Consider the following 19,379-nt stretch of genomic DNA (forward strand, 5'->3'; position numbering starts at 1 on the left):
GCAGTTGGCCCGTAGCGGGCACAGCCTCAGTTCAAGACCCGTGCCAAGGCGCCGTCGAGGATTTCCAGCGCTTCGTCGACCTGGGCTTCGCTGGTCACCAACGGCGCGAGGAAGCGCAGCACATTGCGATGTACCCCGCACTTGATCACCAGCAAACCACCGGCCCGGGCTGCATCGATCAAGCGTTGATTGAGATCGGCATCCGGGGTGCGGGCCGGGTCATCCTTGATCAACTCCATCGCCAGCATAAAGCCGGTGCCGCGCACATCGCCGATGCGCGAGCAGCGCGCCTGCAAACCGAGCAACCCCTGGCGCAGGCGCTCGCCCAGTACTTGGCTGCGCGCCAGCAACTGCTCCTGCTCGAACGCATCGATCACCGCCAGCGCCGCCGCACAGGCCAGCGCATTACCACCGTAGGTGCCGCCCAGCCCGCCGGGCAGCGGTGCATCCATGATGTGCGCCTTGCCGACCACGCCGGACAACGGCAAGCCGCCGGCCAGGCTCTTGGCCACGGTGACCAGGTCGGGCTGGATACCCGCGTGCTGGAAACCGAACCAGGTGCCGGTGCGACCGAAGCCGGTCTGGATCTCGTCGAGGATCAACACGATGCCATGCTTGTCGGCCAACGCCCGCAACGCCTGGAGAAACTCAGGGGGCGCAGTGAGGAAACCGCCATCGCCCTGCACCGGTTCGATGATGATCGCGGCCACCCGTTCCGGCGCTACCTGGGTCGCCAGCAACTCATCCAGGGCCTTGAGCGCGATGTCGCTGGTCACGCCGCGATAAGCATTCGGGTACGGGGTGTGGAACACCTCCGGCGCAAACGGCCCGAAGTTCTGCTTGTAGGGCTGGCTCATGCCGGTGAGCGTGGTGCCCAGCAATGTGCGCCCGTGGAAACCGCCACGGAAGGCGATGACCGCCGAGCGATTGGTATGGGCGCGGGCGATCTTCACCGCATTTTCCACCGCCTCGGCGCCGGAGGTGAAAAACGCCGCTTTATAGGCTTCCTGGCCGCCGATCATTTCACACAGGCGCTGGGCCAGGTCGAGGTAAGGCTGGTAGGCCACCACCTGGAAGCAGGCATGGGAAACCTTCTGCAACTGGGCCTGCACGGCGGCGACCACCTTGGGGTGGTTATGGCCGATGTTGAGCACACCGATACCGCCGACGAAGTCCAGGTAACGCTTGCCATCCACGTCCCACAATTCGGCGCCCTGGGCGCGGTCGATCACCAGCGGGTGCGCGGTCACCAGGCCACGGGGCACGAACTGCTCGCGCTGACGGAGCAAATGAGGGGTTTCGTCGACTTTGCTATTCATGGCATTTCCCATCGTGAGTCCGGCAACCGGAAGGTGGTTGCGATGCAGTCCAGAGTACGGCCTGCGGGCAACCAACTACGCCGAACTTGCCCCGTGAGAAATTCGGATCAACTGTTTTCGCCCCGCGTTTCAACAGATCCTGCGCCGGGCTTTGGGCGATGATGATGCTTCCGTTTATCCAGCAGGAAATGCCCATGGCCTTGCTCTACAAAGCTGACCCGGTGCGCGGCCGACACTGGCAGGCACTGTTCGCCCAACACGCGCCGGAAATCGAGTGGCGCACCTGGCCCGACCTCGGCAACCCCGACGAGGTCGACTACCTGGCCGCCTGGCAGGCACCGGAAGATCTGGCCCGCGTGCTGCCCAACCTGAAGGTGTTGTTCGCCTTGTCGGCCGGTGTCGATCAGTTGGACCTTGATCGCCTGCCTGCGGGCCTGCCGGTGGTGCGCCTGTTGGATCCGGGCATCACCCGCGGCATGTGCGAATACGCCAGTTGGGCGGTGCTCAGCCTGCACCGGGATATGTTGCGCTACCGCCAGCAGCAGGTTGCGCGCTGTTGGCAGGCGCACCTGTTGCAACCGGCTGCGAACCGGCGCGTGGGGGTGATGGGGTTGGGTGCCCAGGCCCAGCAGATCCTGGCGACCTTGGCCCCCCTGGGCTTTGCCCTGTCCGGCTGGGCGCGCAGTGCGCACCAGGTGTCGGGGGTGGAGTGTTATGCGGGGGAAGCGCAACTGCCGGCGTTTCTCAGCCAGTGCGATATTTTGCTGTGCGTGTTGCCGTTGACGGAGCAGACCCAGGGGATCCTGGACCGGCGCTTGTTTGCGCAACTGCCACGGGGGGCGGGGTTGGTGAATATGGGCCGTGGGGGGCACCTGGTGGAAGAGGATTTGCTCGAGGCGTTGGAGAGTGGGCAGTTGAGTGGGGCGGTGCTGGATGTGCTGCGGGAAGAGCCGGCGGCGCCGGAGCATCCGTTCTGGGGGCATCCGCAGGTGTTGTTGACGCCACATATTGCGGCCATGACCCAACCGGAGAGTGCGTTTGCGGTGTTGCTGGAGAATATTCGGCGGTTTGAGCGGGGGGAGGAGATGGTGGGTGAGGTGGATCGGTTGCGGGGGTATTGAGTACCTATTCGGTTCCAAGGCAGTCGGTTCCAAGGCCGTGGGTTCCAAGCCGCAAGAGCAGGCCAAGGTTTACCTGATGTATGCAGATCAAACGGTGGAAGGGGGCTTGCCCCCTCCCACATTTTTTACCCAGTACATCAGGCACAACGCCGATCGGCTATAAGGCCGCCGCGCTTTGATCAATTCGTCTCAGTCAACCGCGTCGCAATTGCCAATCCCACATCCTGAGTCGATCCCCGGCCCCCCAGATCCGGCGTGACCACCCCTTCTGCAATCACCGCCTCAATCGCCCGCAATATCCCATCATGGGCCGCCCGATACCGCCCATCCCCATTGCCCAAGAAGTCCAACATCAACGCCCCCGACCAGATCATCGCAATCGGATTGGCTATGTTCTGCCCGTAAATATCCGGCGCCGACCCATGCACCGGCTCGAACAATGACGGAAACCGCCGCTCCGGATCCAGGTTCGCCGACGGCGCTATCCCGATGGTCCCCGCACACGCCGGCCCCAGGTCCGACAGGATGTCGCCAAACAGATTCGAGGCCACCACCACATCAAACCGGTCCGGCTGCAACACAAACCGCGCACACAAAATATCGATGTGCTGCTTGTCCCACGTCACCTCGGGATAGTTCGCCGCCATCAACGCCGTGCGCTCATCCCAGTAAGGCATGCTGATGGAAATCCCATTGGACTTGGTCGCCGCCGTCAGCTTCTTGCGCGGACGGGTCTGGGCCAGGTCGAAGGCGAACTTGAGGATGCGGTCAACCCCGCGTCGAGTGAACACCGACTCCTGCAGCACGAATTCATGCTCGGTGCCTTCGAACATCTTGCCGCCCACCGAGGAGTATTCGCCCTCGGTGTTTTCGCGGATCACCACAAAGTCGATGTCCCCCGGCGCGCGCCCGGCCAAGGGGCATGGCACGCCGGGGAACAGCCGCACCGGGCGGATGTTCACGTACTGGTCGAAGTCGCGGCGGAACTTGAGCAGCGAGCCCCACAGCGAGATGTGGTCCGGGACTTTGTCGGGCCAGCCCACGGCGCCGAAGTAGATCGCGTCAAAGCCCTTGAGCTGCTCGAACCAGTCCTCGGGCATCATCTGCCCGTGTTCCAGGTAGTAATCGCAGTGGGCCCAGTCGAGCACTTCGATGCTCAGGTCCAGGTCCCAGATCCTGGCGGCCTGTTTCAGTACCCGCAGCCCTTCGGGCAGGACTTCCTTGCCGATGCCATCGCCGGCAATCGCGGCGATTCTGAATGCCTTGCTCATGGTGCATGCCTCGCAAAAATTCAGTTCAAGCCGCCGATATGGAAGGCTTTGACTTCAAGGTATTCGTCCAGGCCGTACTTGCTGCCCTCGCGCCCCAGGCCCGATTGCTTGATGCCGCCGAACGGCGCGACCTCCATCGAGATGATCCCGGTGTTGAGGCCGACCATGCCGAACTCCAGGGCCTCGCCAAAACGCCACGAACGCTGCAGGTCCTGGGTGAAATAGTAGGCGCCCAGGCCATACGGGGTGGCGTTGGCCAGGGCGAGGGCCTGGGCTTCGTCGGTAAAGCGCATCAGCGGTGCCACCGGGCCGAAGGTTTCTTCATTGGCCAGCAACATCCCGGCGTGGGTATCGCCGAGTACCGTGGGCTGCACGAACTGGCTGTCGCCGCTGGGGACGGCGCCGCACAGCAGCCGGGCGCCCTGGCTCAGGGCGTCGTCGATATGCCGCGCGACTTTACTCACCGCTGCGGGGTTGATCAGCGGGCCGATAGTCACGCCGTCGTCCAGGCCGTTGCCGACCTTGAGCTTGCCCACCTCTTCCACCAGCCGCGCCGCGAAACGCGCGTAGATACCGTCCTGCACCAGGATGCGGTTGGCGCACACGCAGGTTTGCCCGGCGTTGCGGAACTTGCTGAGCATCACCCCGGCCACCGCCTGTTCGAGGTCGGCGTCGTCGAACACGATAAACGGTGCATTGCCGCCCAGTTCCAGGCTCAAGCGCTTGATGTGCTCGGCGCTCTGGCGCATCAACAGGCGGCCGACGGCGGTGGAGCCGGTAAAGGAAATCTTGCGCACCGCCGGGTTGCCGGTCAGCTCTTCGCCAATGCCGGCGGGCAAGCCGGTGATCACATTGAACACCCCGACCGGAATACCGACGCGCTCGGCCAGCACCGCCAGGGCCAGGGCCGACAGCGGCGTGAGGTCCGAGGGTTTGACGATGATCGGGCAACCGGCGGCCAGGGCCGGCGCGCATTTGCGCGTGATCATCGCGTTGGGGAAATTCCATGGGGTGATGGCGGCGCATACGCCCACCGGTTGCTTGAGGGTCAGCAAACGCCGATCACCACTGGGCGCGGGCATGGTTTCGCCGTAGACCCGGCGCGCTTCCTCGGCGAACCATTTGACGAAACCGGCACCGTAGCGCACTTCGCCACGGGCTTCGTTCAGGGGTTTGCCCTGCTCGCAGGTCATGATCAGCGCCAGGTCATCGAGGTTGTCGATCATCGCCTGGTACCAGCGCTCCAGCAGCGCCGCGCGTTCGGCAGCCGGGCGTGCGCGCCAGGCGGGCCAGGCACGCTCGGCGGCTTCGATGGCGCGGCGGGTGTCCACCGCGTCCATGGCCGGCACCTGGGCAATCACGTGGCCGGTGGCCGGGTCGCGGATGGCCAGGGTGGCGCCGCTGTCGGCAGCGATCCACTGGCCATCTACGTAGGCGAGTTCAGCCAGCAGGCTGGGGTCTTGCAAGCGATTCTTGAGCATGGTCGAGTCCTGATCCGAGACACGCTCCAGTCTAGGGAGGCGCCGCAAACGAGGATGCCGAAAGCGCGGTTAAAGCAGCGTGCCGTGCTGAAATTGCGCCCAGGACGGCAGGCTCTGCTAGGCCGTCAGCGAACCGAGCAAGCCTTGCAAAAAGCGCTCGCCGGCGTCCATCTGGCTGATCTCGATAAACTCGTCGGGCTTGTGCGCCTGCTCGATGCAACCCGGCCCGCACACCACCACCGGTACGTCCAGGCGCTGCTTGAACAGGCCGCCTTCGGTGCCGAACGAAACCTTGGAGGTGCCGGTGCCCGGCGCGGCGAATTGCTTGAGAAAGCGCACCGCCTCGACACTGGGATGGGTGTCGAGGCCAGGATAGACGTTGATCGTTTCGATCTCGATGGCCGCCACGCTGGACAGCTTCTGCGCCTCACGCACGATCACCTCGGCGCGCTCGCGCATCTGCTCCAGGAACGCGTCCAGGTCGTCCGCCGGCAGGTTGCGCACTTCGAAGTCCAGGGTGCACAGGTTGGGCACGATATTCAGCGCCTTGCCGCCGATAATCTGGCCGACATGCACGGTGCTGTAGGGCACGTCATAGTCGTTGTCCTGGGCGCCGTGGCGTTGCAACTGCTGCTGGCTGTCACGCAGGGCGGCGATAAAGTCGCAGGCCACGTGGATGGCGTTGACCGAGCGCGGCGCCAGGGATGAATGCGCCTCCTGGCCTCGGCAGTACGTGCGGTAGGAGCCCTTGCCCTTGTGGCCGAGGACAAACTGCATGTTGGTCGGCTCGCCGATCACACACAGAAACGGCCGCATCGGCGCCAGGTGCAGCACGTCGAGCAAGCGCCGTACGCCGACGCAGCCGATTTCTTCGTCATGGGACAGGGCCAGTTGCAATGGGCGGTTCAACGTGTGGTCGGCGGCATCCAGCATGGCGTCGATGGCCAGGGCGATAAAGCCCTTCATGTCGCAGCTGCCGCGCCCATAAATGCGCCCGTCCTGCACGGTGGCGGCAAAGGCGGGAAAGGTCCAGGCCTGCCCCGCCGCCGGCACCACGTCGGTGTGCCCGGACAGCAGCACGCCGGGCTGTTCCTTGGGCCCGGTGCTGGCGAACAGGTTGGCTTTCTTGCCGCTGGGGTCCTTGACGATCAGCGAGTCGATGCCCTTGCTCAGCAGCAGGTCGCGCACATACTCGATCAAGGCCATGTTCGACGCCGATGACACGGTGTCGAAGGCCATCAGCTGTTTCAGAATCGCCAATACGCGGGGTTTCATGAGGCCTGGCTCCGTTGCTCGGCAGGTGGGGCGAACCGGGTGATGGAGAATGGCTCGATCGGGGTGCTGGTGCTGCCGGTGGCGAGCAGCTCGGCCATCACATCGCCGACGCCCGGGCCCAGCTGGAAACCGTGGCCGCAGAACCCGAAGGCATAGAACAGCCCGTCGACAGTACCGCTGGGGCCCATCACCGGCAGCGAGTCCGGCAGGTAGCCTTCGATGCCGCTCCACACGCGGATGATGTTCAGGTTGCCGACGCCCGGCAGCAGGCGGCGCATCTGGCTGACCTGGTTGAGGATGCTGCGCGGTTCCACGTAGGCGCGGCGGTTGAGCATATCCGGCTTGCTGCGGTAGCCGCCGCCGATGACGATATTGCCCCGGGGAATCTGGCGGAAGTAGATCACCTCTTCGGGCACCTTGGTGTACACGCCGATCACCGTGGGCAAGGCATAAGGCACCGGCTCGGTCACGGCCATTTGCGGGCCGTGGGTGTCCAGCGGCACCGGTTCGCCGAACTGCGCCGAGAGCTTCTGGCCCCAGGCGCCGGCGGTGATCAACAGTTGCGCGGCGTGGAACTGGCGGCCGTCGGTGGTGGTGACCTGGAAGTCGGCGCCGACTTTCTGCACCTCGGCCACTTCGGTGCGCTCTTCGATCTGCGCACCCAGGCGCCGGGCGGCGCGGGCAAACGCCGGCGCGGCCAGGCGCGGGTTGGCATGGCCATCGTGGGGCGCGTAGGAGCCACCCTTGACGTCCGGGCCGAGGAAGCCGAAGCGTTGATGCAGTTCGGCGCCACGATAAATCTTCAGGTCCAGTTGTTGCGCTTCCGGTGCGGCGGCGTAGGCCTCCAGCTCGGCAATTTCATCCTCGCGGTAACACACGCGCATATGCCCGCTGGGGATGAATTCCAGGTCGTCGTCGATCAGTTCCGGCAGGCGTTTCCACAGCGCCCAGGAGCGATTAGCCAAGGCCAACTGGCCGAGGAAACGCCCTTGCCGGCGTACATTGCCGAAGTTGACGCCACTGGCGTACTGGCCGATCTGGTCGCGCTCCAGCAGGATCACCGACTGCCCGCGACGGCGCAGAAAAAACGCGGTCGCCGAGCCCATCAGCCCCCCGCCGACAATCACCACATCGGTTTTTTGCATGCTCATGACGAGACCTCCTCGGTGATCAGCATCGACAACGGTTTGACCGGCGCCTGGCCGCGCTGGCGTCCGACCGCCTGCACCGGCACGCCGGCAGCGGCGGCGATCACTTCGGCCCCGGCCTGGGAGCAATAACGCCCCTGGCAACGGCCCATGCCTACACGACTGAACGCCTTGGCGCGATTGACTTCGCAGGCGCCCTTCTCTTTCACCGTGCGCCGTAACTCGCCGGCGCTGATCATCTCGCAGCGGCACACGATGGCGCTGTCCGGCAACGCCTTGGCCTGTTCGCTCGGCCACGGGAACGCCTGGGCCAGGCCCAGGCGGAATTGATCCATCACCGCCAGGGCCTGCTGTTGTTCATCCCGCAGGCCGGTGTCCACCGGTTGTTGCAGGTCTTCCAGCAGCGCCAGCGCCACCAGGCGCCCGGCGTGCTCGGCGGCATCGGCGCCGCGAATTTTCGCACCGTCGCCGGCCGCGTACACGCCCTTGACCGAGGTGCGCCCGGCGTCATCCGTGGCCAGCCACCATTGGCTCGATGCCTCATCGAACGCCATGCGACAGCCGGCCAGGTCACCCAGCTGGGTTTCCGGGCGCAGGTGGTAACCCAGCGCAACGGCATCGGCCTGCACCGTGACGGCCTGCCCGTTGCCGGTGGTAAAGCGCACACCGCTCAAGCCGTTGGCCGCGTCGCCCATCACTTGCAGCGGCTTGACTCCCAGGTGCACCGCCACCTTGGCGCGGTACAGTTGCGCCAACAGGGTGATCCCGGTGAACAGCACGCCAGGCCGCGCCAGCAGTTTGGGCAAGGCTTTCAGGCGCAGGCTCAAGGCTGAGGTGTCGAGCACCGCCGCCACCTCGGCGCCGGCCTTCACGTACTGGCTGGCGACCAGGTACAGCAACGGCCCGCTGCCCATGAACACCACGCGATGGCCGATGGACACGGCCTGGTTTTTCAACGCGATCTGCGCCCCGCCCAGGCTGTAGGTGCCCGCCAGTTGCCAGCCCTCGATGGGCATCAGGCGGTCGGTGGCGCCGGTGCAGAGGATCAGTGCGTCGTAATCCACCGTGGTGTGGCGGCCCTGGCTCACGCAGCACAGTTGCCCCGGCGTGAGGTTCCACACCAGGGTGTCGGGGCGGTAGTCGATGGCGTCGCGCAGGCGGTCGAAACTCTGGTGCAGGGCCTGGGCCTTGGCGGCCTCGCTGCCGTACAGGGTCGCGTAGTCGCGGGTGAAGCCTTCTGGCTGACGCCGATAGATCTGGCCACCGTCGCGGCGGTTTTCATCGATCAGGATCGGTTTGATCCCGGCCGCCAGCAGGGTTTCGGCGCAGCGCACCCCGGCCGGTCCGGCGCCCACAATAACTACCCGTGCAGTGGCCATGTCGCCTCCGGTTGTGTGGTAACGATATCCAGCCCGTCACGGACTTCATTGGAGCAGGCGCGCAGGCGTTCACCGCTGCGGGTCCACACCCAGCAATCCTGGCACGCGCCCATCAGGCAGAAACCGGCGCGGCGGCCGCTGTCGAATTCCGACTGGCGCAGCGCGTTGCCCTGGGTCAGCAGCGCGACCATCAGGGTGTCGCCCTGCAGGGCTTGGACGGCAGCGCCATCCACGGTCAGGCTGACCGTCGGCCGGCCCTGTTCGGCCAGCCTCACAAAACGCGCGCTCATGCATAGGCTCCCACAGTGAGGGTGTTGACGCCCTGCTGGGTATCCAGCAAATGGGCGCTGTCGTGGTGGCAAAGGATTTCACCACCGTCGTCAAGGCGGCGGCGCGGCGGCGCGGTGCGGTTGCACAGACCGTCGACGCGCACCGGGCAGCGATTGAGGAAGGTGCACAGCTGCGGCCCATTGGCCCGCTCGCCGAGCGCCGGCAGCGTGTCGCCTGCAGTACCGCAGGTTTCCAGCCAGCCCTGGCGCAACTCGGGCACCGAGTGAATCAACAGGTCGGTGTAAGGATGGAACGGCGGCTCGGCAAACGCCTGGCGACTGCCGGCCTGGACCTTGCGGCCGCTGTACATCACCACAATGTCATCGCACAGCGCGCGCACGGTGGAAATATCGTGGCTGATAAACAGGTACGACACCCCCAGTTGCTGGCGCAGGTCGCGCAACAGTTCGAGAATCGCCGCACCCACCACGGTGTCGAGAGCCGAGGTCACTTCATCGCAGAGGATCAGGTCGGGCTTGGCCGCCAGCGCGCGGGCCAGGTTGACCCGCTGCTTTTGCCCGCCGGACAGCTCATTCGGGCGCCGTTCGGCGAGGTCCCGGGGCAGGCGCACCAGGTCGAGCAGTTCGCCGATGCGGGTTTGCAGCGCCGCGCCCTTGAGGCCGAAATACATTTTCAACGGCCGACCGATGATGGCCGCCACACTGTGCATGGGGTTGAGCGCGGTGTCGGCGTTCTGGAACACCATCTGGATCCGCCGGAACTGTTCCGGGGTGCGCTCGGCGAGGCTGCCGCCCAAGGGTTGCCCGTCGAAGGCCAGGCCGCCGAGGGCCGGGGTCAGCAACCCCGCCACCACCCGGGCCAGGGTGGACTTGCCCGAGCCCGACTCGCCGATCACGCCGATGGCCTGGCCACGGCGCACGGTGAGGTCGATGTCTTCCAATACCCGAATCGACGGCATGCCGTGCAGGTTCTTGTTGCCGTAGCCGGCGGTGAGGCCGGTGATGGTCAGCAGCGGTACCTCCCCGGCGACGCCGCAGGGCGGGCGAATAGTGGTGTCGGGCCGTGCGGCGGCCAGCAGGCTGCGGGTGTAGGCGTGGGTCGGGGCGTTAAGCAACGGTGCGGTGGCGCTCTGTTCGAGGATCTGCCCGCCGTTGAGCACCACGATCTGGTCGGCCATTTGCGCCACCACCGCGAGGTCGTGGGACACGTACACCGCCGTGGCACCGCGCTCGCGCACCACGCGCTTGAAGGCGCGCAGCACGTCGATCTGGGTGGTCACGTCCAGGGCGGTGGTCGGCTCGTCGAGCACCACCAGCAGCGGATCGCTGATCAACGCCATCGCCGCCATCACCCGTTGCAGCTGCCCGCCGGAGACCTGGTGCGGGTAGCGCTGGCCGATGCGTTCCGGGCCTGGCAGCGCCAGGTCGCGGAACAGGCCGATAGCCTTGGCGTACAGCTCGGCGCGCGTGCCCAGGCCGTGGATCAGTGCGCCTTCGATGACCTGGTCGATGAGTCTTTTCGCCGGGTTGAATGCGGCGGCGGCGCTTTGCGCGATATAGGACACACGGTTGCCGCGCAGGCCTTGCAGTTGGTGTTCGCCCAGGGCGAGCATGTCGTGCTCGCCGACCTGCACCACGCCGCCGGACAAGCGACACCCGCGCCGTGCATACCCCAGCAAGGCCAGGGCGATGGTGGTCTTGCCGGAGCCGGACTCGCCGATCAACGCCAGCACTTCACCTTGTTTCAGGGCAAAGCTCACGCCCTTGACGATTTCCACCTCGCCACGCTCGCCACAGGCGACCACGCGCAGGTCTTCGACGCGAATCAATTCAGTCATTTCAATGGCCTCCCGTGCGTCGACTGCGTCGCGAGGACAGATAGTCGATCAGTAGATTCACGCCGATGGTCAGCGTGCCGATGGCCAGCGCCGGAAGGATGATGGCCAGCGCGCCCTGGTTGAGGCCGCCGATGTTTTCCCGCACCAGCGAGCCGAGGTCGGCATCCGGCGGTTGCACGCCCAGGCCAAGAAAACTCATGCCGCTGAGCAACAGCACGATGTAGCCGAAACGCAGGCCCAGGTCGGTCAGGACCGGGTTGAGCATGTTCGGCAGGATCTCCACGCACGCCACGTAAAGCCGGCGCTCGCCACGGGTACGCGCGACCTGCACGTACTCCAGGGCTTCGATATTGACCGCCATGCTGCGGGCGACGCGAAACGAGCCGGGGATATAGCTGATCACGGCCGTACAGATCAGCAGCGTCACCGATGAGCCAAACGCCGAGACCATGATCAACGCGAGCATTTTGCTCGGGATCGAAATAAAGGCGTCCATGATGCGGCTGATGATCTCGTCCAGCCACTTGGGCGAGACCACCGACAACAGCGCACAGCCGGTGCCGAAGGTGCTGGCCAGTAACGCCGCCACCAGCGCCAGCCCGACGGTAAAGCGCGCGCCCACCAGTATCCGGCTGAGCATGTCGCGGCCCAGGTAATCGGTGCCGAATGGATGCGCGAGGCTGAAGCCTTCGAAGATGTTATCGGACACCACCTCCCCCACCGGGTGAGGCGCCAGCCACGGGCCGAGCAGCGCCACCAGCAGCCAGGCGACACACACCACGCCGCCCAGCAGCCCCAGCCACGACGGGCCGCTGGACACCTTGGCGAGTGCCAGGGCGGAGGAGACAGGCTTGGATTTCGCAATGAGGTTGTTCATTGGTTTCTCAGCCTCGGATTGGACAGGATCGCGCACAGGTCGGCGAGCAGCACCAGGCCCAGGTACGCCGCGCAGAACAACATGGTGCACGCCTGCACCAGCGCCATGTCGCGGTTGGTCACGGCATCGACCATCAAGCTGGCAATGCCGGGGTAGTTGAAAATGGTTTCGACGATCACCACCCCGCCCAACAGGTACGACAGGCTCAGGGCGATGGCGTTGGCAATCGGCCCGATCGCATTGGGCAAGGCATGGCGCAGCACGATGCGGATCGGGCTGACGCCCTTGAGGCGCGCCATTTCCACGTAGGGGCTGTCGAGCTGGTCGATCACGGCGGCGCGGGTCATGCGCGCCATTTGCGCGACGATCACGCAGCACAGCGTCATCACCGGCAAGGCATAGGTGCGCATGAATTGCAGCGGTGAACTGATGTCGCTGGCATAGGAGAGTGCCGACAACCAACCGAGGTTGACCGCAAAGATCAGCACCGCCAGGGTCGCCACCAGGAATTCCGGCACCGCGACCATCGCCAGGGTGATAAAGCTCAGGCAACTGTCGATGCGCCCGCCCCGGCCCATCGCCGAGCCGATGCCGAGCACCAGTGCCACCGGCACCGAGACCAGCGCCGTGGCGCCCGCCAGCATCAGGGTGTTAGGCACCCGGCCCGCCATCAGCTCACCGACCGGCATGGCGTTGGAGACCGATACGCCCATGTCGCCGCTGAGCAGGCTCATCAACCAGTGCAGGTACCGCAACACACCGGGCTGGTCCAACCCCAGTTTCAGGCGCAGGGCCGCCACCTGTTCAGGGGTCGCGAACTGGCCCAGGGATTGTTGCGCCGCGTCCCCCGGCAGTACCGCCGTGATCGCGAACACGACCATGGACACGATCAACAAGGTCAAGGCCCCGGCGCCGAAGCGCCGGCCGATCAACCACAGTGTATTGCTATTCATCCCACCACCCTCCTCAAGCGTCCAACCACACCTGCTCGGCAAACATGTAGCCCATGAAACCGCCCAGTGGGTTGCTGTCGTAGCCTTTGATGCGCTGGTCGACGCCGTCGATATTGCTGATGAACACCGGCACGCCGATGCCGCAGTGGTCGTGCACCAGGACCTGCATGTCGCCATACATCTTGGCGCGCTTGGCGTCGTCGGTTTCGCCACGGGCCAGCATCAGCAACTGGTCGAACTGATCGTTCTGCCAGCCGGACTCGTTCCACGGCGCCTTGGACTGGAAGAACTGCGAGAACATCACGTCGGCATTTGGCCGGGGGTTGATGTTGCCGAAGCTCAGCGGATGCTTCATCCAGTGGTTGGACCAGTAGCCGTCGCTCGGCAGGCGGTTCACGTCGAGCTTGAGCCCGGCCTGTTTGGCCGATTGCTGCAACAGCACGGCGATGTCCACCGAGCCGGTGGCGGCAGGCGAGGCCATCACGGGCATGGTGATGCTTTCCATGCCGGCTTTCTTCAGCAGGAACCTGGCTTTTTCCGGGTCGTAGACCGTCTGCGGCAAGTCGGTGTTGAAGTAGCGCGAACCCGGCGCAATCGGGTGGTCGTTGCCCACCACCGCAAAGCCACGGAATACGGCGGACTTGACCTGTTCACGGTCGAGCAGCAGCTTCATGGCCTGGGTGAATTCCGGGCTTTTGCCGGGCAGTTGGTCCTGGCGAATGATCAGGTCAGTGTAGTTGCCCGACGGCGCGTCGACCACGCGATGCTTGGCGCTGGCCTTGATGCGCGTGGTGGAGCGCGGGTTGACCTCGTTGATCATGTGCACATCGCCCGACAGCAGTGCATTGACCCGCGATGGCTCGTCGGCAATCGCGATGAACTCGATCTCGTCGAGGTACGGCAGGCCCGGTTTCCAGTAGTTCTTGTTGCGTACCGCAATCGAACGCACGCCTGGCTTGAACTCGCCCACGGTGAACGGCCCGGTGCCGATGCCTTTACTGAAGTCGCTGGTGCCCTCGGGGACGATCAACAGGTGTGACACCGCGAGGATCGACGGTAACTCGGCGTTGGCCGCGCTGAGGCGAATCTGCACTTCGTTCGGCCCGCTGGCCTTGATCTCGGCGAACTGCTCCATCAGCGGCATGACCTTGGAACCGGTCAGCGGGTCTTTGTGGCGGTTCAGGGAGAACACCACGTCGGCGGCGGTCAGGGCCTTGCCGTTGTGGAAGGTCACGTCCTTGCGCAGGGTGATGGTCCAGACGGTGGCGTCGGTGTTGTCGATGCGCTCGGCCAGTTCCAGTTGCGGCACCAGGTGCTTATCGAAGCGGGTCAGGCCGTTGTAGAACATGTAGTGGCGCACATAGTCGGTGGACAGCGCGCCCTTGGCCGGGTCGAGGGTGTCGGCGGTGGAGCTGGACATGCCGGCCACGCGGATCCTGCCGCCTGGCTTGCCTTTGCCGGCCACGGCGGCCTCGTCGGCGAACAGCTTGCCGGCGGTGCCGAACAGGCTGCCGGCACCGGCGGCGGCGACACCGGCCACACCGAGCATTTGCAGGGCGTTGCGGCGCGACATGCCACGGTTGAGACGTTCGAACACCCGCAGGCTGTCCTGGCCGGAGATGAGTTCGGGGGTGTTTTTGTTGTCAGTCATAGCAAGGCTACCTGTCGATAATCGGAAGAATCGAGTGCTCACGGATGTCCGGAGCGTCCTGGAAACACAAACGACGGTGACGCAACAACGGCAACTCAGTGCAAATAGTCCTGGAAGCGGTAGTAAGCCCCCACGAACGGCAGGAACCACGGCTTGCCGAAATGCCCGGGAATCGCCGGCCATTCCAGTTCGCGCCAGGGGTTGGCCGCGGTATTGCCGGCCATGACCTCGGCCATTACCTGGCCCATGTGCACCGACATCTGCACGCCATGGCCGCTGTAGCCCATGGAGTGGAACACGCCGCCATGCTGGCCGGCGCGGGGCAGGCGGTCGGACGTCATGTCCACCAGGCCACCCCAGCAGTAGTCGATCTTCACGTGCGCCAACTGCGGGAACATGTTCAGCATCGCCGCTTGCAGGACCTTGCCGCTCTTGGCGTCGGAGACGCTGTCGGACATGGCAAACCGCGCACGCCCGCCAAACAGCAGGCGGTTGTCCGGGGTCAGGCGAAAGTAGTTGCCGATCATGCGGCTGGTCACATAGGCGCGATGTTGCGGCAGCAACTGGTCGATCAGCGTCTGGGGCAAGACTTCGGTGGCGATGACAAAACTGCCCACCGGCACAATCCTGCGGCGGTACCAACCCAGGTCGCCATGCTGGCAGGCACCGGTGGCCAGCAGCACTTGCCCGGCGTGCAGTGAACCCTTGGCGGTGTTGACCTGGTAGCCGCCGGCCTGGGCCTGCCAATCCTTGACCTGGGTGTGCTCGTAGATCATCGCGCCGTGCCGCGCCGCCGCTTCGGCCAGGCCGACGCCGAAGCGGCCGACATGCATCTGCACGCCGTTGCGCTGCAGCAGGCCGCCATGAAACTGCGCCGAATTGACTTCCGCGCGGGTCTGCTCGGCGCTGAGCAGCTCGACCTCGGCATCCACCTCCTGGCGGATCAGCTCGCAGGTGCGGGCCAGGCCTTCGTAGTGCATCGGCTTGGCCGCCAGCTTGAGCTTGCCGTTGCGCACCAGGTCGCAGGCAATGCCTTCCTGCTCGACCAGTGACACCACGGTGTGCACGGCACTTTCATAGGCCTGGTAATAGGCGCGTGCCTTGGCGGCGCCGAGGCTGGCGTGCAGCCCGGCGTAATCCTGGGCCACCCCGGTGTTGCACTGCCCACCGTTGCGTCCCGAGGCCTCGCCGATCACCCGCCCGGCGTCGAGCACCACCACACTGGCGCCCTTGAGCGCCAACGCCCGCGCTGCCGCCAGGCCGGTGAACCCGCCGCCGACCACAGCCACATCGACCTGGCTGGGCAAACCACCCAGCCGGGCACCGGTAAACGCCGGTGCGGTGTCGAGCCAATAGGATTCACTGCCCATGTCTTGCCCTCAGAGGTGTGCGATTACAGACCGACCAGCGCCGGCAGCCCACCGATATCGGTGATCTGCTGGTAACCGTAGAACGCGTTCCCCGGCACTTCGTGGCCACGGGCAACGAAGGCTTTGTTTTTGATCTTCATGTCATGGGCCGGCATCAGGTCGTAACGGAAGCTGGACGACACATGCAAGATGTCTTCCGGGCCGCAGCCGAGGTTGTCGAGCATGAACTCAAACGCGGCCAGGCGCGGCTTGTAGGCCTGGGCCTGCTCGGCGGTGAACACCTTGTGGAACGGCGCGCCGAGCTTGTCGACGTTGGACATGATCTGGCTGTCGCTGGCATTGGAGAAGATCACCAGGGGAATCTTGTCGGCAATTTTCGACAGCCCGGCCGGCACGTCCGCATGGGGGCCCCAGGTCGGCACGGCGTCGTAATACAGCTGGCCTTCCTCGCGATAGTCGATACCCCAGCGCTTGCAGATACGAGCCAGGGCGGTCTTGAGGATTTCATCGTACGGGCGCCAGTCGCCCATGACCTGGTCGAGGCGGTAGGCCGAGAAATCCTTGACGAACTGGTCCATCTGCTCGGGCGTGATGCGATCGGCGAACAGCTCGCGGGTCATGGTGCCCATATGGAAGTTGGTCAGCGTACCGTAGCAGTCGAACGTAATGAATTTGGGACGAAGAAAGCTCATTGAGTGCGGTCCTGGAGTTCGTTGAGTGTGACAAGCGTTCGCTGCCCTGGCGGCGCGTCGGCCTCGTTGCAGCACAGGTTCATTACACCACTGTGAAATCAGCATATGCCGTCTAAAAAGACCTGCGCTCAATACAAACCACCGTTTTGGTGGCCGGGCTCAGCAGACTTTGCGGTGCGCGCCAGGCTTGGGCAGGGCCAGTGTTTGTGCGCTTTTAGGGGGCTTTTCGGGGTGCAGAGGCTTAAGCACGGGGGTGGGGGCGGCAGAAAGTGTGGCGGGTTGAACGGTGGGAGGGCGCTCGGTTCCAGGGCATGATCAGTTACCTCCTGATCATGCGTATTAGCCTGTAAACCATGTCCCCGGTTAGAAATGTAAACGATGTCCCCGGTTTGTACCGGGGCAAGCCCCCTCCCACATTTTTAACCCAGTACACCAGACCCAACTCCGGTCGGCTCTAAGGCCGCCGCGCTTTGGCTTTTGATCTCAAATCGCCCCGTCAAACACGCTGGCCGAACGCAGGCTTTGGAGCGTGGGTAACCCGGCAGGACGCCGGGTTAGCCGCGCTGGGCCATGGATGGCCCATCGCGGCGGCCCACGCTCCAAAGCCGGAGTGAGGGCACACCGAGCCTAGGCGAGGTGCCGAGTGTTGGGGCGAAGACCTTTTGGTTACTTTTGGGTCTTTCCAAAAGTGACCCGCTGTAAGAGCGGAACCATAGGCAGCCGTTACCGCAGGAACGGATATGTACTCACCCCAAAAAAAAGCGGTCGGCCCGAAGGCCGCCACGGAAGCAAGTGCCCTCGCCACAGACCGCTGAAAAAAATGTGTAGATACTTATGCCCCGATGGCAGTGGGTCAGCTACAGATGTATCCACTGACACGGCCTCATCGGGAGCAAGCCCCCTCCCACATTTGTACCGTGTACACCCTTCCTACTCCAGTTGGCTCCAACGCCAACCCCATGGCATTTGCTGCTGCCCCCCAACCCCAATTAAGTAGTAACTGTGGTCTCGCCCCGCACACCGCGAGGAATCTACCGAATATTCCCGGCCCCCTTGCCAGCCTCCAACCCAGGTGGGATACAAGCAACCTGACACCGCCAAAACAACGCTCTACGGAGGCTCGCCATGTCCGCCCTGCCACACCCCACTTATCTCTACCGCCCAATGACCGCAGCCGATCTGCCGGCCGCCCACGATTTGTCGGTGCAACTCAAATGGCCTCACCGCCTGGAAGACTGGGCAATGTTGCAACGGGTCAGCGACGGCTTCGTGGTCATGGATGGCGAGCGGCTGATCGGCAGCGCGTTCACCTGCCCCCAGGGCGACTACGCCACCATCGGCCTGGTGATCGTCAGCAATGACTACCAGGGCCAGGGCATCGGCCGGCGCTTGATGGAGAAGGCCATTGCCGCTTGCGATACGCGCACGCCGGTCCTCAACGCCACCCTCGCCGGCGCGCCGTTGTATGCCAGCCAGGGGTTCGTCGAGTTCGGCCGGGTGCAGCAGCATCAGGGCCAGGCGGTGGTGCCCGCGCTGCCGACGCTGGCCGACGGCGAAACCTGCCGGGCGCTTAACGCCGATGATCACGCCAGCCTGCTCGCGCTGGCCAAGGCCGCCAGCGGTATGGACCGCCGTGAAGTGCTGCGTGACCTGCAGGTGGAGCACGCCGTGGGTATCGAACGCGACGGCCGGCTACGCGGCTTCGCCCTGCTGCGGCCGTTTGGGCGTGGGCGTTGCATCGGCCCGGTGGTGGCGGAAAATATCGAGCAGGCCAAGTACCTGATCGCCACCTTGCTGGCCCAGGTGCCGGACACCTTTGTGCGCATCGACATTCCCGTTGCCTGCGGCCTCAGCGACTGGCTCGAACAGGCCGGCCTGAAGAACATCGACACCGTCGCGCAAATGGCCCTGGGTACGCCACCCCAGGCCAGCCAAGGCGTCCACCCCTTTGCCCTGATCACCCAGGCGATCGGCTGACTTTTCTCCCGGAGCACTCCCCATGTCATCTCCCCGTATCCTGCTGTTGGCACGCGCCGACGGCAGCCGCGTTGCCACGTCTTTCAACAAGGCCGCCTTGAGCGCGCTGGACCCGTTCGGCGACAGCCGCCAACTCGCCTGGATGGGCGACGATGGCGTGTCAGCCGGCGTGGTGTCCTTCAGCGGCGAAGCGGTGATCGAAGAGTTCCCCCACAGCGAAACGCTGGTGGTACATGCAGGCCATGTCGTGCTCAGTGACGCGGAACAGACCTTGGAATTGGACGTCGGCGCCAGCGCCGTCATCGGCTTCGGCACACGCCTCACGGTGCAGGCCAGTGCAGGCAGCGAATGGGCGTTCTGCGCAGTCGAGCAGGCCGATGCCCCGGTGTGCCCCGGCCTGACCCTGCTCGAGCCGCACACTCTGCTCAACTCCTCCGCCGCGCCGGAACCGCAGATACTGATCGGCCCTACCCCGCAGTGCCGCGCCCTCAACCTGTTCGACGATGCCGTGACCGAGCTGCGCGTCGGCATCTGGGACTCGACGCCCTACGCCCGCCACGGCCGCCCGCACAAACTGCACGAACTGATGCACCTGCTCGAAGGCCGCGTCACCCTGCAGGGCAACGAAGGTGGCGAAGTCACGGTGCATACCGGCGACACCGTGTTCGTGGCCAAGGGCGCGCCCTGCGCCTGGACCAGTACGGTGTACGTGCGCAAGGTCTACGCGGTGAAGTGAC

At 64.9% G+C, this 19,379-nt stretch carries 16 protein-coding genes; 3 read left to right on the forward strand and 13 right to left on the reverse strand.

Features of this window, described 5'->3' with window-relative positions; all coding sequences use genetic code 11:
• Window positions 1-26 precede the first annotated feature (26 nt).
• Window positions 27-1,319 carry a 4-aminobutyrate--2-oxoglutarate transaminase gene (gabT, locus tag BLQ09_RS00825; RefSeq protein WP_065940269.1) on the reverse strand — a complete coding sequence of 431 codons (1,293 nt, stop codon included), beginning with the start codon at window positions 1,317-1,319 and terminating at the stop codon, window positions 27-29.
• A gap of 194 nt (window positions 1,320-1,513) precedes the next feature.
• On the opposite strand from gabT, the gene BLQ09_RS00830 reads away from it, so the two are divergent.
• The gene (locus BLQ09_RS00830; RefSeq protein ID WP_092354770.1) at window positions 1,514-2,440 is read left to right on the forward strand and encodes a 2-hydroxyacid dehydrogenase; all 927 of its coding nucleotides are present in this window, start codon (window positions 1,514-1,516) and stop codon (window positions 2,438-2,440) included.
• Between the two features lie 179 nt (window positions 2,441-2,619).
• On the opposite strand, the gene BLQ09_RS00840 is transcribed toward BLQ09_RS00830, so the two are convergent.
• The 12 genes from BLQ09_RS00840 to BLQ09_RS00895 all read right to left on the reverse strand — a co-directional run bounded on the left by BLQ09_RS00840 (window position 2,620) and on the right by BLQ09_RS00895 (window position 16,665).
• On the reverse strand, window positions 2,620-3,711 hold the full coding sequence (locus tag BLQ09_RS00840) for a tartrate dehydrogenase (protein ID WP_092354776.1): 1,092 nt from the start codon (window positions 3,709-3,711) through the stop codon (window positions 2,620-2,622).
• A 20-nt stretch (window positions 3,712-3,731) separates the two neighbouring features.
• Entirely contained in the window at window positions 3,732-5,192 is a 1,461-nt protein-coding gene (locus BLQ09_RS00845; RefSeq protein WP_092354779.1) for an NAD-dependent succinate-semialdehyde dehydrogenase, read from the reverse strand.
• 117 nt (window positions 5,193-5,309) lie between these two features.
• Window positions 5,310-6,467 carry an acetylornithine deacetylase gene (gene argE, locus BLQ09_RS00850; protein ID WP_092354782.1) on the reverse strand — a complete coding sequence of 386 codons (1,158 nt, stop codon included), beginning with the start codon at window positions 6,465-6,467 and terminating at the stop codon, window positions 5,310-5,312.
• A complete protein-coding gene (locus tag BLQ09_RS00855; protein WP_092354786.1) occupies window positions 6,464-7,618 on the reverse strand; it encodes an NAD(P)/FAD-dependent oxidoreductase in 1,155 nt (384 codons plus the stop codon). Before BLQ09_RS00855 ends, argE begins: the two co-directional genes overlap by 4 nt.
• Window positions 7,615-8,994: an FAD/NAD(P)-dependent oxidoreductase gene (locus BLQ09_RS00860; RefSeq protein ID WP_092354789.1), complete on the reverse strand. Its 1,380-nt coding sequence runs from the start codon at window positions 8,992-8,994 to the stop codon at window positions 7,615-7,617. Before BLQ09_RS00860 ends, BLQ09_RS00855 begins: the two co-directional genes overlap by 4 nt.
• Entirely contained in the window at window positions 8,976-9,284 is a 309-nt protein-coding gene (locus tag BLQ09_RS00865) for a (2Fe-2S)-binding protein (protein ID WP_027607461.1), read from the reverse strand. Before BLQ09_RS00865 ends, BLQ09_RS00860 begins: the two co-directional genes overlap by 19 nt.
• Complete coding sequence (locus BLQ09_RS00870; protein ID WP_092354791.1) at window positions 9,281-11,122, reverse strand: ABC transporter ATP-binding protein; 1,842 nt, start codon at window positions 11,120-11,122, stop codon at window positions 9,281-9,283. The genes BLQ09_RS00865 and BLQ09_RS00870 overlap by 4 nt, the downstream gene beginning before the upstream one ends.
• 1 nt (window position 11,123) lies before the next feature.
• Entirely contained in the window at window positions 11,124-11,999 is an 876-nt protein-coding gene (locus BLQ09_RS00875) for an ABC transporter permease (RefSeq protein WP_065940277.1), read from the reverse strand.
• Window positions 11,996-12,952 (reverse strand): ABC transporter permease, encoded by a 957-nt coding sequence (locus BLQ09_RS00880; protein WP_027607458.1) that lies wholly within the window; start codon window positions 12,950-12,952, stop codon window positions 11,996-11,998. Before BLQ09_RS00880 ends, BLQ09_RS00875 begins: the two co-directional genes overlap by 4 nt.
• Window positions 12,953-12,965: 13 nt before the next feature.
• Window positions 12,966-14,603: an ABC transporter substrate-binding protein gene (locus tag BLQ09_RS00885; RefSeq protein WP_092354794.1), complete on the reverse strand. Its 1,638-nt coding sequence runs from the start codon at window positions 14,601-14,603 to the stop codon at window positions 12,966-12,968.
• Window positions 14,604-14,698: 95 nt separating this feature from the next.
• Window positions 14,699-15,973 carry an NAD(P)/FAD-dependent oxidoreductase gene (locus tag BLQ09_RS00890; protein WP_092354797.1) on the reverse strand — a complete coding sequence of 425 codons (1,275 nt, stop codon included), beginning with the start codon at window positions 15,971-15,973 and terminating at the stop codon, window positions 14,699-14,701.
• A gap of 23 nt (window positions 15,974-15,996) precedes the next feature.
• Window positions 15,997-16,665, reverse strand: coding sequence for a haloacid dehalogenase type II (locus BLQ09_RS00895; RefSeq protein WP_092354800.1), 669 nt, complete (start codon window positions 16,663-16,665; stop codon window positions 15,997-15,999).
• Between the two features lie 1,125 nt (window positions 16,666-17,790).
• Between BLQ09_RS00895 and BLQ09_RS00905 the strand changes: the two genes are divergently transcribed.
• Window positions 17,791-18,642 (forward strand): GNAT family N-acetyltransferase, encoded by an 852-nt coding sequence (locus BLQ09_RS00905; RefSeq protein WP_092354806.1) that lies wholly within the window; start codon window positions 17,791-17,793, stop codon window positions 18,640-18,642.
• A gap of 22 nt (window positions 18,643-18,664) precedes the next feature.
• The gene (locus tag BLQ09_RS00910) at window positions 18,665-19,378 is read left to right on the forward strand and encodes a cupin domain-containing protein (RefSeq protein WP_092354809.1); all 714 of its coding nucleotides are present in this window, start codon (window positions 18,665-18,667) and stop codon (window positions 19,376-19,378) included.
• Window position 19,379 lies beyond the last annotated feature (1 nt).

The organism is Pseudomonas sp. NFACC25, assembly GCF_900100935.1.
Taxonomy (GTDB): Bacteria; Pseudomonadota; Gammaproteobacteria; order Pseudomonadales; family Pseudomonadaceae; genus Aquipseudomonas; species Aquipseudomonas marginalis.

Bases quoted from the DNA above. Each gene is read 5' to 3' on its own strand.
- gabT (WP_065940269.1), bottom strand. From the start codon at position 1,319: ATGAATAGCAAAGTCGACGAAACCCCTCATTTGCTCCGTCAGCGCGAG.
- BLQ09_RS00830 (WP_092354770.1), top strand. From the start codon at position 1,514: ATGGCCTTGCTCTACAAAGCTGACCCGGTGCGCGGCCGACACTGGCAG.
- BLQ09_RS00840 (WP_092354776.1), bottom strand. From the start codon at position 3,711: ATGAGCAAGGCATTCAGAATCGCCGCGATTGCCGGCGATGGCATCGGC.
- BLQ09_RS00845 (WP_092354779.1), bottom strand. From the start codon at position 5,192: ATGCTCAAGAATCGCTTGCAAGACCCCAGCCTGCTGGCTGAACTCGCC.
- argE (WP_092354782.1), bottom strand. From the start codon at position 6,467: ATGAAACCCCGCGTATTGGCGATTCTGAAACAGCTGATGGCCTTCGAC.
- BLQ09_RS00855 (WP_092354786.1), bottom strand. From the start codon at position 7,618: ATGAGCATGCAAAAAACCGATGTGGTGATTGTCGGCGGGGGGCTGATG.
- BLQ09_RS00860 (WP_092354789.1), bottom strand. From the start codon at position 8,994: ATGGCCACTGCACGGGTAGTTATTGTGGGCGCCGGACCGGCCGGGGTG.
- BLQ09_RS00865 (WP_027607461.1), bottom strand. From the start codon at position 9,284: ATGAGCGCGCGTTTTGTGAGGCTGGCCGAACAGGGCCGGCCGACGGTC.
- BLQ09_RS00870 (WP_092354791.1), bottom strand. From the start codon at position 11,122: ATGACTGAATTGATTCGCGTCGAAGACCTGCGCGTGGTCGCCTGTGGC.
- BLQ09_RS00875 (WP_065940277.1), bottom strand. From the start codon at position 11,999: ATGAACAACCTCATTGCGAAATCCAAGCCTGTCTCCTCCGCCCTGGCA.
- BLQ09_RS00880 (WP_027607458.1), bottom strand. From the start codon at position 12,952: ATGAATAGCAATACACTGTGGTTGATCGGCCGGCGCTTCGGCGCCGGG.
- BLQ09_RS00885 (WP_092354794.1), bottom strand. From the start codon at position 14,603: ATGACTGACAACAAAAACACCCCCGAACTCATCTCCGGCCAGGACAGC.
- BLQ09_RS00890 (WP_092354797.1), bottom strand. From the start codon at position 15,973: ATGGGCAGTGAATCCTATTGGCTCGACACCGCACCGGCGTTTACCGGT.
- BLQ09_RS00895 (WP_092354800.1), bottom strand. From the start codon at position 16,665: ATGAGCTTTCTTCGTCCCAAATTCATTACGTTCGACTGCTACGGTACG.
- BLQ09_RS00905 (WP_092354806.1), top strand. From the start codon at position 17,791: ATGTCCGCCCTGCCACACCCCACTTATCTCTACCGCCCAATGACCGCA.
- BLQ09_RS00910 (WP_092354809.1), top strand. From the start codon at position 18,665: ATGTCATCTCCCCGTATCCTGCTGTTGGCACGCGCCGACGGCAGCCGC.